The organism is Rathayibacter sp. AY1C5 (genome assembly GCF_002931705.1).
GTDB lineage: Bacteria > Actinomycetota > Actinomycetes > Actinomycetales > Microbacteriaceae > Rathayibacter.
Genome location: NZ_PSWD01000013.1, coordinates 75,664 through 86,839, shown reverse-complemented (window position 1 = coordinate 86,839; position 11,176 = coordinate 75,664). Strand labels below are relative to the sequence as shown.

The following is an 11,176-nucleotide window of genomic DNA, read 5'->3' as shown; positions in this document are numbered from 1 at the left end:
GGGTCATCGGGTCTCCTTCGGGGCGGGGACGGGGCGCGGCACCTCGATGATCCGTCCTCGCGGAGCGCCTCGGGAGGCCGGGCGCGAACGCTCACGAGGCAGGCGCGCCAGAACGTCAGAACGCGCCAGTGGACCGTGCCGCCGAGCTGTGCCAACGGCACCGCGGAACGTGCCACGCGCCTCCGCGTGCCCGCTGCGCGCTGTTTCGAGACGGCCTACGCTCACCGGATGGACGAGGTGCGGGACGCGTACGGCGCGCGGGCGGAGGAGTACGCGGCGCTGCTCGGATCGGTCGACGCGGGGCCCGCGGCCGATCGCGAGCTGATCGGGTCGTGGGCCGACGGGCTGGGGGGCACGGTCGCCGATGTGGGCTGCGGGCCCGGGCACTGGACGGAGTTTCTCCGGCGCCGCGGAGCCGCCGCGGTCGGCGTCGACCCGGTGCCGGAGTTCGTCGCGCTGGCTCGAGCGCGGTTCCCGGACGTCCCGTTCCGGCTCGGCTCGGCGCTCGAGCTCGACGTCGACGGCCTCGGGGGCGTTCTCGCGTGGTACTCGCTCATCCACCTGCCGCCGGCGGAGCTGCCCGGCGCGGTCGCGGCGCTCGCCGCGCACCTCCGACCGGGCGGAAGCCTGCTGATCGGCTTCTTCGAAGGGCCGCGCTCGGAGGCGTTCGCGCACGCCGTCGCACCGGCGTGGTTTCACCCGCTCGCCGAGATGCGCGCGCTCGCCGAGCAGGCCGGCCTCGAGGTGACCCACTCGCTCCACCGCAGCGCCCCCGGCGTCCGCGACCACGGCGAGCTGATCGCTGTACTCCCGCGCTGACGCCGAGCTGATCGCCGGCCTCTGATCCGGACACCGCCGACGCCGCGCTGGTTCCGCGCTGACGGCTCCCGCTCCCGCTGGTCACCGGCGGCCGGCGTCCCGGCCCACCGCATCCCCTCGAGACACCACCGCCCCGCCGAGGCGCCGCCGTCTCAGCAGTGCTGCGGCGGTCCCGGCGGTGTCTCGGCGGACGAGGGCCGCCGCGCCTAGAGGCGGTCGGCGCGCCACTCCGTGGGGATCTCCTCGCCGCGGCGGAACGCCTCCTCCTCGCGCTCGCGCAGCTCGACGCGGCGGATCTTGCCCGAGATCGTCTTGGGCAGGGGGTGGAACTCGAGGCGCCGCACCCGCTCGAAGGAGGACAGCAGCTCGCGGGTGTGGGCGAAGATCGCGCTCGCCGTCTCGGCGGTCGGCTCCCAGCCGTCGGCGAGGGTGACGTAGGCCTTCACCACGCTGTGGCGCACCTCGTCCGGAGCCGGGACCACTGCGGACTCGGCGACGGCGGGGTGCTGCAGCAGCACGCTCTCGACCTCGAACGGCGAGATCTTGAAGTCGGAGGACTTGAAGATGTCGTCGGTGCGGCCGACGAAGGTGATCGTGCCGTCGACTGCGCGGACCGCCACGTCGCCGGTGTGGAAGTAGCCGTCGGCGCGGGCGCGCTCGGTGCGGTCCTCGTCGCCGAGGTAGCCGGACATCAGGTTGACGGGTTCGACGGACAGGTCGAGGCAGATCTCGCCGGTGGAGGCGGGCTCGCCGGTCAGGGGGTCGACGAGAGCGATGGCGACGCCGGGCAGCGCGCGCCCCATCGCTCCGGGGACCACGGGGGCGCCGGGCGGGTTCGCGATGATCGCGGTGGTCTCGGTCTGGCCGTAGCCGTCGCGGATCGTGAGGCCCCACTCCCGCTCGACGGTCGCGATGACCTCGGGGTTGAGCGGCTCGCCCGCCGAGAGGATCTCGGTCAGCGCGCGCGGCTTCGCTCCGAGCGCCGACTGGATCAGCATCCGCCACACGGTCGGCGGCGCGCAGAACGTGGTGACCTCGGCCCGGTCGAGCTGCTCGTGCAGTGCGGTGGGGGAGAAGCGGCTGTAGTTGTAGACGAACACCGTCGCCTCGGCGTTCCACGGCGCGAAGAAGCAGCTCCACGCGTGCTTGCCCCAGCCCGGCGAGCTGATCGCCATGTGCACGTCGCCCGGCTGGACGCCGAGCCAGTACATCGTGCTGAGGTGCCCCACGGGGTACGACTCGTGCGTGTGCACGACCATCTTGGGCTTCGAGGTGGTGCCGGAGGTGAAGTAGATCAGGCACGGATCGGAGCTCTGGACGACCACGGTCGGGCTGATGCCGAAGGGCTCGAGCGAGTCGGCGTAGTCGAGCCAGCCCTCGACGGCGCCGCCGACCGCGATACGGCCGAAGCCGCCCTCCATCTCGTCGAACTTGGCCGTCTCGGAGGCGTCCGCGATGACGTGCGCGACCTCGCCGCGCTCGAGGCGGTCGGCCAGGTCGGCGGGTGAGAGCAGGGTCGTCGTGGGGAGGATGACCGCGCCGAGCTTCATGATCGCGAGCATCGACTCCCACAGCTCGAGGCGGTTGCCGAGCATGAGCATGACGTGATCGCCCTGCTCGACGCCGACCGAGTGGAGCCAGGCGGCGACCTCGTCGGAGCGCCAGCGCATCCGGTCGAAGGAGTACTTCTCCTCGGAGCCGTCCTCCTCCACGATCCAGAGGGCGGGGCGCTCGTTGCCGATGGCGATCGCGTCGAACCAGTCCACCGCCCAGTTGAAGCGGGGCCCGACGTCCGGCCACTGGAAGGCCTCGTTCGCGGCGACCGCATCGGTGCGGTGCTGCAGGAGGGTGTCGCGGGCGGCGCGGAAGCTCCCGGTGGGGTTCATGCATGTCTCCGTAGCGGTCGAGGTCCGGCCGCTGGCGGGACCGACCCCCATTCTGCTCCCGCTGCGGTGCCGGGTGCTGCGTGGGGGAGGCCCGGTGGGGATGTCCGTCGGAGGGAGCACCTGTGGAGGAGCGGTCGAGTCCGTTTCACGAAGGACGCGGCGTCAGCGGGAGAGCGGAGGGCTCGCCCGCCGCAGCAGGCGCTCCCTCCGCTCCCTCCGCGGGACCTCAGTACTTGATGGACTGACCGCCGTCGATCGGGAGGACGGTCGCGTTCACGTACGAGGCGTCGTCCGAGAGGAGGAAGGCGACGACCGAGGCGATCTCGTCGGCCTCGCCGTAGCGCTTGGTCGGGTTGACCTGGATGAACTCCTCGGCCGCCTTGCGCGGGTTCTGCGGGTCGAGCTGCTTCATCGAGTTCTCGACCATCGGGGTCCAGATGGCCCCGGGCGCGATCGCGTTGATGCGGATGCCGAACTCGCCGTACTCGATCGCGGAGTTGCGGGTGAGGCCGACGACGCCGTGCTTGGCGGCCGCGTAGCCGGACTGGTTGCCGATCGCGGTGATGCCGCCGACGCTCGCGGTGTTGACGACCATGCCCGAGCCCTGCTCGCGCATCACCTTCAGCACCTTCTCGAGGCCGAGGAACACGCCGCGGAGGTTGATCGCGACGACCTTGTCGAACTCGTCGGCCGTGAAGTTCTCGGTGAGGTTCTGGCGGCCCTCGATGCCGGCGTTGTTGAAGAAGCCGTCGATCCGGCCGAAGGCCTCGAGGGTGCGCGCGACATAGGCGTCCACGTCCGCCTCCTTCGACACGTCGGCGAGGACGGTGATCGACTCGGTGCCCTCGGGCAGGACGTCGACCGTGGCGGCGAGGCCCTGCTCGGAGATGTCGACGAGGGCGAGCTTCGCGCCCTCCTGGGCGAGGCGGACGGCTGCGGCGCGGCCCAGGCCGGATCCGCCTCCGGTGATGAGGACGACGCGGTCGGTGAATCGGGTGCTGGTGGTGGTCATGACGACTCCTGCTCGAAGAGGGATGGGCTCGGAGGCCGTGCGGTCGGCGAGTCCGTATCCATGCGTCTGCATGCAATTGACTCCACGATACGCCACAGGTGTCGGTTGAGTCTGAGGGCGCGGTCAGGGATGGAGTGATCCGGGCTGCGGGCGCCCGCGGTCGAGCCCGGTGGACCCTCACGAGCGGGGCCGCAGGATCCGACGCGAGCACTCGGGTTCTGGGCAGAGCCGCCCCCGACCCCGATCCGCCTGGCCGCCGCTTCCGGGCGACCGAGCCGCACCGGCCGAGCAGGCGAATCGCCGAGCCGCCCCGGCCGAGCAGGCGAGTCGCCTGGCCGCGGCCGATCCGCCGCTCGCCCGCCTACAGGTGCGGCTGCCCCGTCGAGGCGCTCGTCCCGCCGTCAACGGCCAGGATCGCGCCGGTGATGTACGCCGCGTCCGCGCTGGCGAGGAACAGCACCGGCGGGGCGATGTCGTCCGGCTGCCCGGGGCGCCCGAGGGCGATGCGGTCGATGAAGGGCGCGAGCTCCTCGGGGGTCGAGGCCATCGACTCGGTCAGCGGCGTCTGCGTGAAGGCGGGCGCGACGGCGTTGACCCGCACACCGTGCGCGCCGAAGTCGAGGGCCAGCGACTGCACGAAGGTCGTGATCGCGCCCTTGGTCGCGTTATAGGCGGCCTGGCCCCAGTCGCCGCGGATGCCCGACACGGAGGAGACGACGACGATGTTGCCGCGGCTCGCCTTGAGGTGGGGGAGCGCTGCCTTCACCGCGTAGAAGAGGGCGTCGACGTTCGTGGCGAAGAGCGAGCGCCAGGCGTCGTCCTCCACCTCATCGATCGGGCCGCCGAGGTGGCCGGCCGCGTTGTTCACGAGGACGTCGATCCCGCCGAACCTCGCGACGGTGCCCTCGACGAGCGCGTCGACCTCGGCTCGGACCGAGACGTCGGTGGGGACGACCAGGACGCGCTCGGCCGGGAAGCCGGCGACGGTCTCCTCGAGCGTGGCGGGGGTGCGCCAGGCGACCGCGACGCTCGCGCCCTGCTCGAGGAAGGCGCGTGCGATGGAGCGGCCGATGCCGGAGCCGGCTCCGGTGACCAGGACGGTGCGTCCGGCGAAGGGGTAGGTGTTCGAGGCGATCATGGCGGTGCCTTCCGGGTGCAGAGGGGCGGCTCGGCGGGGTGCGCCGGGTGCGGCGGGCGTCGGATCCGCCCGGTGCCGATCATCCGCGGCACCCGAGCGGATCGACGGGCCGCCGCGCCGGTACGGAGGAGCTCCCCATCGATCCGCAGCACGGCTCCCGACCCTGGCAACCGCCGCAGAGTGCGGTCCGCGGCCGCGCGGGCTCGGGTAGACCGGAGGGACGCCAGTGGACAGGGGGAACCACCATGGACACCACGAGAACGACCGCTCCGCGCCGGGCGACGGGGCTCCGGGCGGGACGGCGCGCGACCGCGCTGGGCGCCTCGGCACTGCTCGCGGCGCTCGCTCTGAGCGGCTGCACGAGCGGCGCCGACCAGGCGGAGGAGGCGACACCCGCCGTTCCCGGCACCGCTGCTCCGGCGACCGCCGCTCCGACCGCGACGCCCACCGACGCTCCGCTCGGGCCCGTGACGCTGCCCGAGGGAGCGACCGCCGCCGTGCGGTGGACCGACCAGGTCGGCCCCGTCGATCCGCAGAGCGTGTACCTCAGCGGCGACCTGCTGCACATCACCGTCTCGGTCGCCTGCGACACCGAGGACGCCGAGGTGACGATCGAGGTCGTCGGCCTGATGACGAGCGGATCGTCGTGCGTCTACAGCCCGAGCACGACCCGCACCGGCACGGGAGGCGGCAACACGGGCACCATGCAGATCGCCGTCGAGCAGGACGCCGAGATCAGGGTGACGACGGTGCCGGACGACGCGCACTGGTCGGCCGCCGTCTCGACCGGGGCGCGAACGGTCCCCGGGCCCTGACGCCGGTCCGCGCCCTCCGAGAACGCAGAAGTCGCGGTGGTCGAGAGCGGCCACCGCGACGTCCGGGTTCTCGAGTCGCCCGGGGCGTCAGCCGATCGGGACGCCGAGCTCGGCCATGAACGGCACGGCGTCGACCGCCTCGCCGTCGACCCGCGTCTCGAAGTGCAGGTGGCAGCCGGTCGAGGCGCCGGTCGAGCCGCGCAGCGCGATGACCTGGCCGATGGTGACGGTCTCGCCGACCGACACCATCAGCTCGCTGTTGTGGGCGTAGCCGGTCTCGATGCCGCCGCCGTTGTCGAGCAGGATCCAGTTGCCGTAGCTGCCCTGGTACGACGCCTCCTCGACGGTGCCGCTGGAGGCCGCGAGGACGGGCGTGCCGCAGGCGCCGGCGAGATCGGTGCCCTTGTGGAACAGGTTCACGCCGGCGACCGGCGCGTCGGGGCGGGGGCCGTAGCTGCTGCTGATGTGACCGGAGATCGGGACGACCCACGCTCCGGACGCTCCGGCGGCGGCCGCGGTCGACTCGCCGGAGGTGGCGGTGATCGCGTCGAGGGACGCGGTGGGCACGAGGACCTCGGGCTTGGCCTCGGCGGCGAAGGCGTCGCGGGTGACGCTCTGCTGCACGACTCCGGCCGCCACGAAGCTCTGCGGGCGGGCCGCGGCGACGGCGGTGGCCGTGTCGCGGGTCAGCTCGGAGTCGGCGGTGCCGCCCACGGCGAACGCGGGCATCGTCGACGTGATCGCGATGCCGGCCACGAGGGTCATCGCGGCGACGGCGGAGACGCGGGGGCGCGACGGGCCGCGGGAGGGGCGACGGCTGCGGGACTCCTGCTCACGGAGCGAGCGACGGGTCGGGAGGGCGGACGGACTGCCGGTCTCGGCTCCTGCGGGGGTGGGAGTCGAGGCGCGTGACGAACGGTGCATGCAGAGGAGGTTCCAGGTCTGCCGACGCGCGAGGGGGGAGGCGAGCGCCGGGTGGGGCAGTGGGGCTGATCGCACGGCTGAGCCGATGCGACCCTCCAAACTACCCGCGTTCCGCCGGATCCGACCTGAGAGAAACCTCCGGAGTCAAGCGGTTGAGCGCATCGATCGGCTCTCGATCCGGAGTGACGGGGGTGCGCCGGGTCGCCGGTGGGCGTGCTCAGCGGTCGGCGGTGAAGACGAGCAGGGCGATCACACCGGCGATCGTCGCCGCGACTCCGGAGCCCAGGCGCCACCACATCCACTTGTCGCGCCTGGGCCCGCGCACGGGACGCCGGAGGCCGGCGCGGCCCTGGTAGCCGCCGGGATCGTGCTGGAAGACCATGCCCCCAGCCTGCCGAACCCGCGCCCGTCGCGGGGTCGACTCGCCCGCGACTCCCAGCCGCGAACGGCACCGCAGGGCTGAAGCGAGAGCCGAGGAGAAAGGAGGAGAGGCGGCGACCAGGGGGAAGGGGAGGCGGGACGGCACGGGCGCAGAACGGCCGCCGCCCGCGCGCCTAGCGCGGCCCGGGCGCGCTCGCCAGCGGGTTCGCGGGGCGGGTGCCGCTCGGTAGCGTGGGGGAGTCGGCCGGAGCGGTCGACGAGCGGAGGAGCGGACATGGCCGGGACCGGCAAGGATAAGGACGCACGCGACAAGGCGGCGCAGAAGCGCGCGAAGAAGGCGCTGAAGAAGGCCGAGAAGTCGGTGCGCGCGGCGCACGAGGCGGTCCGCGACTCCAGCAAGAAGCTGCGCAAGAAGGCCCGCAAGCTGGCCGAGCAGACCGAGAAGCTCAAGCGGACCCAGGAGAAGGCGGCGAAGAAGGCGGCCGCGGCCGAGAACCGCCCGACCACGCCGAAGCACGCCGCCGAGCCGGCGGTCGGCGCCCTCGACCTCACCCCGCCGCTTCCCGGCTCGCAGGAGCCCGCCGAGGATCAGGAGTCCGCCGAGGACGCCGGTGCCGCGGCCGAGTCCGCCGCCCAGCAGGAGCCGGCCCCCGACTCCGACCCCGCGCACACCCCGGACCTCACCCCGCCGATGCCGCGCTCGGCCTCCTGAGCGCACCCGTCTGAGCGCCGCATGCCGGTGCGGGCTCAGGAGAATCGCACCCGCCGATGCGCCGCCCGCCTGAGAATCCGCACAGGGTACTCGGGCGGGCGTGCCCCGCGAGGTGAACAGCAGGTGAAGCCTCGCGACCACGCCGGAACGCCTCCCGCCGCGGGAGCATCATGTCTGCGTGGATCCCTTCATCCTGCTCGCGCTCGTCGTCGTCACGGCCCTCGCCTTCGACTTCACCAACGGCTTCCATGACACGGCGAACGCGATGGCCACGTCCATCGCGACCGGTGCCCTGAAGCCCCGCACCGCCGTCGCCCTCTCGGCGTCGCTGAACCTCGTCGGTGCGTTCCTCAGCATCGAGGTGGCGCTGACCGTCACCAACGCGGTCGTGAAGATCCAGGACTCCTCGGGCGCACCCGATCCGGCGCTGCTCGAGGACGGCGGATCCGCTCTGCTGCTGATCGTGCTGGCCGGCCTCATCGGCGGCATCGTCTGGAACCTGCTGACCTGGCTGCTCGGCCTGCCGTCGAGCTCGTCGCACGCCCTCTTCGGCGGCCTGATCGGCTCCGCTCTCGCGGGCCTCGGCCTCAACGGCGTCAACTGGGCAGGCGACGGCACGAAGCTCGACGGCGTCGTCGGCAAGGTGATCCTCCCGGCGCTGATGTCGCCCGTGCTCGCCGGAGCGGTCGCGGCGATCGGCACCTGGCTCGTCTTCCGGGTGATCGGCAACCTCGCCGAGAAGAGCCTCCACCGCGGCTTCCGCTTCGGTCAGATCGGCAGCGCCTCCCTCGTCTCGCTCGCGCACGGCACCAACGACGCGCAGAAGACCATGGGAGTGATCACGCTCGCGCTGATCGCGGCCGGCGGCTGGAGCGACACCGAGTCGGTCCCCTTCTGGGTCAAGCTCAGCTGCGCGCTGGCCATCTCGCTCGGCACCTACATCGGCGGCTGGCGGATCATCCGCACCGTCGGCAAGGGCCTCGTCGAGATCGACACCCCGCAGGGCATGGCCGCCGAGAGCGCCTCCGCCGCGGTCATCCTCGCCTCCAGCCACCTCGGCTTCGCCCTCTCGACCACCCACGTCGCGACCGGTTCGATCCTCGGCTCCGGAGTCGGCCGCCCCGGCGCGCAGGTGCGCTGGCGCGTGGCGCTGCGCATGGTGATCGCCTGGGTCATCACGCTCCCGGCCGCCGCTCTCGTCGGCGCCGTGATGTGGTGGATCGGCCACCTCGTCGGAGGCGCGGCAGGCGGCCTCCTGATGGCCGCGATCCTCGTCGCCGTCGCCTCCCTCATCTACATCCGCTCGCGCCGCGACAGCATCGGCGCGCACAACGTCAACGACGAGTGGCAGGACGCGGCGGCACGCCCCGCGCCCGAGACCGCCGGCGTCTGAGCGAAAGGATCCGCACCGTGCTCTCCCTCTTCCTCTCCGCCGCCGGTCAGGTGGCGATCGTCGCCGTGCTCCTCGGAGCAGGCCTGCCCGTGCTGTTCGCCGTCGGCGTCCGCTCCTTCGCCGTCGCCGCCGGTGCTCCCGCCTCGGGCGGGTCCGACGCCCCCGCGGTCCGGAGCGGTCTGCCCGCCCCGGTGCTGCGCGGGATCGGCGTGCTCTGCTTCGCCCTCGTCGTCGGCTCCGTGGTGATCGGCCTGAGCGTCATCATCGCGACGGGTCTCGGCCAGTCGGTGAGCTTCGAGCACGTCATCCCGACCTTCGTGCCCAAGGGCTGAGCATGGCCTCGACCGATCCGATCGCGGCGCGGGAGGGGATCGTCGCCCGCGTGGTCGGCTGGCTGCGCGCGGGCTACCCGTCCGGCGTGCCGGAGCAGGACTACCTGCCGCTGCTGGGCCTGCTGCGCCGCAGCCTCACGACGGACGAGGTCGAGCAGGTCGTCGCGCGGCTCCTGTCGGAGTCGGAGCGGGCCGAGACGGTCGTCTCGCGAGCCGTCGTGCGCGAGCGGATCGAGCAGCTGCTGCTCGGACCGGCGCTGCCCGAGGACGTCGCCCGCGTCTCCTCGCGGCTCGCGAGCGCGGGCTGGCCGCTGGCGGGCCCGGAGTCGTTGGCCGAGCCGGACACCCGCGAGGGCCTCGTCACGCGCATCGTCCGCTGGCTGCGCGCCGGCTACCCGGCCGGGCTGCCCGAGCAGGACTTCGTGCCGCTGCTGGCGCTCCTCCGCCGCCGTCTGAGCGACGAGGAGGTGGCCGAGGTGGCCGCCGGTCTCGCCGCCGACGCGCCCGCCTCCCGCGCGGACGTCGGCACAGCGATCGCCGGAGTGACCTCGGAGCTGCCCTCGGAGGAGGACATCGAGCGCGTGCGCCGGTCGCTGGCCGCGCTGGGCTGGCCGGAGGAGTTCGCGAGCTGACGCGCCGCGGCCCGGGTCTCGGGCCGCAGGAGTCCGCGTGCCGATCCGCCGCTGTCGCCGGCGATCCGGCCGGAGAGGCCGCCGGCCGACCGCGCCGCGATCCCGGGCGGTCCAGCCGTCGAAGGGTGACCCCGCCGGGACCAGGACGCGGACGCTGCAGCGGGCCGGGCCCGCCGTGAGCGGGCGGGACGAGCGCTGGAGCGTGTCCTCGGGCGGGCGACAGGCGGCCGCCCGGTCGGCAGGGGAGTCGCGGGGTCACGACGCGCGCCGTCCGCCGTCCTAGGTTCGGCCCGGGTCCGGATCGGCTGCGCAGCCGGCTGCCGGACCGCAGCCCGACCGGAAGGACACCCCATGCCCGCACCCACCATCGTCCTCGTCCACGGAGCGTTCGCCGACGCCGCGAGCTTCGCCCCGGTCACGCGGATCCTGCTCGACGCCGGCCACGCCGTGCGCGTCCCGGCCGTGCCGAACCGCAGCCTGCTGGGCGACGCGGAGTACCTCCGCTCCTTCGTGGAGCAGCTCGACGGGCCGGTCCTGCTGGCGGGCCACTCCTACGGCGGCGCCGTGATCACGGTGGCGGGCGCCGCCGAGAACGTGGTCGGCCTCGTCTACCTCGCGGCCTACGCGCTCGAGGAGGGGGAGAGCCTCGGGCAGCTGCAGGGAGCCTTCCCCGACTCCGACCTGCCGGCGAACCTCGTCTACACCCCGTTCCCGATCGACGGAGCGGAGCCGGGCACGGACGTGTCGGTCGCGGTGTCGGCGTTCCCGGAGGTGTTCGCGGCCGGGATCGATCCGGCCGAGGCGGCCGTGCTCGCGGTCGGCCAGCGCCCGCTCGCCGCTCTGGCCTTCGGTGAGGCCGCTCCCGTCGCCGCCTGGCGGACCCGGCCGAGCTGGGGCGTCGTCGCGGCCGCGGACCGGACGATCAATCCGGACGTCGAGCGGTTCGGCTACCGGCGGGCGGGCGTGCGCTCGGTCGTCGAGCTCGACGCGCCGCACCTGGTGATGCGCTCGCACCCGGAGGAGGTCGCGCGGGTCATCGCCGACGCCGCGGCGGAGCTGAGCTGACCGCGGATTCTTACCGATCGCGGAGGGGTGCGCCGCGTTCCGGTGCGCTCCTCCGCACCCCGCCGCG

Annotated in this window: 12 protein-coding genes; 7 read left to right on the top strand and 5 right to left on the bottom strand. The window is 73.5% G+C overall.

What is annotated here, in order from left to right; all coding sequences use genetic code 11:
* The first annotated feature begins 228 nt into the window (after positions 1 to 228).
* Positions 229 to 819: a trans-aconitate 2-methyltransferase gene (locus C5C57_RS11030; RefSeq protein ID WP_104248165.1), complete on the top strand. Its 591-nt coding sequence runs from the start codon at positions 229 to 231 to the stop codon at positions 817 to 819.
* Between the two features lie 206 nt (positions 820 to 1,025).
* Here the strand turns inward: C5C57_RS11030 and C5C57_RS11025 are convergent, their stop codons facing one another.
* The 3 genes from C5C57_RS11025 to C5C57_RS11015 all read right to left on the bottom strand — a co-directional run bounded on the left by C5C57_RS11025 (position 1,026) and on the right by C5C57_RS11015 (position 4,855).
* Positions 1,026 to 2,705: an AMP-binding protein gene (locus tag C5C57_RS11025; RefSeq protein WP_104248164.1), complete on the bottom strand. Its 1,680-nt coding sequence runs from the start codon at positions 2,703 to 2,705 to the stop codon at positions 1,026 to 1,028.
* Positions 2,706 to 2,931: 226 nt separating this feature from the next.
* Positions 2,932 to 3,717 carry a glucose 1-dehydrogenase gene (locus C5C57_RS11020; protein ID WP_258063242.1) on the bottom strand — a complete coding sequence of 262 codons (786 nt, stop codon included), beginning with the start codon at positions 3,715 to 3,717 and terminating at the stop codon, positions 2,932 to 2,934.
* 361 nt (positions 3,718 to 4,078) lie between these two features.
* On the bottom strand, positions 4,079 to 4,855 hold the full coding sequence (locus tag C5C57_RS11015; protein ID WP_258072745.1) for an SDR family NAD(P)-dependent oxidoreductase: 777 nt from the start codon (positions 4,853 to 4,855) through the stop codon (positions 4,079 to 4,081).
* A 245-nt stretch (positions 4,856 to 5,100) separates the two neighbouring features.
* On the opposite strand from C5C57_RS11015, the gene C5C57_RS11010 reads away from it, so the two are divergent.
* Positions 5,101 to 5,670, top strand: coding sequence for a hypothetical protein (locus C5C57_RS11010; RefSeq protein ID WP_104248162.1), 570 nt, complete (start codon positions 5,101 to 5,103; stop codon positions 5,668 to 5,670).
* Positions 5,671 to 5,757: 87 nt separating this feature from the next.
* On the opposite strand, the gene C5C57_RS11005 is transcribed toward C5C57_RS11010, so the two are convergent.
* Positions 5,758 to 6,594, bottom strand: coding sequence for a M23 family metallopeptidase (locus C5C57_RS11005; RefSeq protein WP_104297624.1), 837 nt, complete (start codon positions 6,592 to 6,594; stop codon positions 5,758 to 5,760).
* Between the two features lie 217 nt (positions 6,595 to 6,811).
* Positions 6,812 to 6,976: a hypothetical protein gene (locus tag C5C57_RS18135; RefSeq protein ID WP_181027261.1), complete on the bottom strand. Its 165-nt coding sequence runs from the start codon at positions 6,974 to 6,976 to the stop codon at positions 6,812 to 6,814.
* Positions 6,977 to 7,249: 273 nt separating this feature from the next.
* Between C5C57_RS18135 and C5C57_RS11000 the strand changes: the two genes are divergently transcribed.
* The 5 genes from C5C57_RS11000 to C5C57_RS10980 all read left to right on the top strand — a co-directional run bounded on the left by C5C57_RS11000 (position 7,250) and on the right by C5C57_RS10980 (position 11,109).
* A complete protein-coding gene (locus C5C57_RS11000; protein ID WP_104248161.1) occupies positions 7,250 to 7,687 on the top strand; it encodes a hypothetical protein in 438 nt (145 codons plus the stop codon).
* A 178-nt stretch (positions 7,688 to 7,865) separates the two neighbouring features.
* Positions 7,866 to 9,080, top strand: a complete 1,215-nt coding sequence (locus tag C5C57_RS10995; protein WP_104224012.1) for an inorganic phosphate transporter — start codon at positions 7,866 to 7,868, stop codon at positions 9,078 to 9,080.
* 17 nt (positions 9,081 to 9,097) lie between these two features.
* Positions 9,098 to 9,412, top strand: a complete 315-nt coding sequence (locus tag C5C57_RS10990) for a hypothetical protein (protein ID WP_104248160.1) — start codon at positions 9,098 to 9,100, stop codon at positions 9,410 to 9,412.
* A gap of 2 nt (positions 9,413 to 9,414) precedes the next feature.
* Complete coding sequence (locus tag C5C57_RS10985; protein ID WP_104248159.1) at positions 9,415 to 10,044, top strand: DUF3349 domain-containing protein; 630 nt, start codon at positions 9,415 to 9,417, stop codon at positions 10,042 to 10,044.
* Between the two features lie 351 nt (positions 10,045 to 10,395).
* On the top strand, positions 10,396 to 11,109 hold the full coding sequence (locus C5C57_RS10980; protein WP_104248158.1) for an alpha/beta fold hydrolase: 714 nt from the start codon (positions 10,396 to 10,398) through the stop codon (positions 11,107 to 11,109).
* The last annotated feature ends 67 nt before the right edge of the window (positions 11,110 to 11,176 follow it).